The sequence below is a fragment of the Scytonema hofmannii PCC 7110 genome (genome assembly GCF_000346485.2).
In the GTDB taxonomy this organism is placed as follows: Bacteria; Cyanobacteriota; Cyanobacteriia; order Cyanobacteriales; family Nostocaceae; genus Scytonema; species Scytonema hofmannii.
The window spans coordinates 1-827 of the sequence record NZ_KQ976388.1; the positions used below are offsets into that span (position 1 = coordinate 1).

General features: G+C 34.2%; 1 protein-coding gene. It reads right to left on the bottom strand.

The features are described 5' to 3' along the window. Positions 1-797 (bottom strand): tetratricopeptide repeat protein (locus WA1_RS52000; protein ID WP_158516816.1); only part of this gene is annotated, 797 nt, incomplete at its 3' end. Between the last annotated feature and the right edge of the window lie 30 nt (positions 798-827).

Sequence of the window (827 nt, forward strand, 5' to 3'; positions counted from 1 at the left end):
ACTCCTAAAGCACGTGATTCCTCTCGACGATCTTTAATTTCTCGAACAATTAACAAGCTTTCTTCTAGATATTTAATTGCTAGACAGTATTCTCCCAGAGCACTGTAAAAAATTCCTATACTTCTTAAAGATTGGATTTCTAATTTTATTTCTTGATGTTCTCTAGCAAGTAGCAAACTTTGTTCTAAATATTCGAGTGCTTTTTCATAATCAATTGAGATATAAGCATTGCCTAAACTTTGCAAAGATAAAATTTCACCTGTGCTGTATTTAATATTTCTTGCAATCTTTAAGCTGTGCTTATAGTAATTAATAGCTATTCTGCTATCTTGCATTATACTGAAAACAGTTCCTAGGTTCCATAATGTATTTTGTTCACCTAATTTATCATTACTTTTCCATGCTAACGCTAAGCGTTGCTGGTAAAATTCAATTGCTTTTTTATATTCTCCAATAATCAGAGCAATATTCCCTATGCTACCAAGTGCTAACTCCTCTATCATTGGGTTGGCTATTTCTCGTGCAATTGCTAAACTTTGCGAATGATAATTTATAGCTTTATTACTATCTCCGATGAAAAAATAAATTTCGCCGATACGATTTAGAATAATAGCGTTTAAATTAGGATTTAACTTACCTACAAGACGGTTATATATGCTCAAACGTTCGCTATAGTAACTCCAAGTTTCTAGTTGCTGGTGGAGTTCTTCATTGGTAGAAGTATTGAGGCGAAGAAATGTGATTTCGCTAGCTTTTTCCCAATCTTCCGCTTCACAAAGATGGTGAAACGCTTCCAAGTAGCCATGCACTTGCTCAATTGGGAGAGC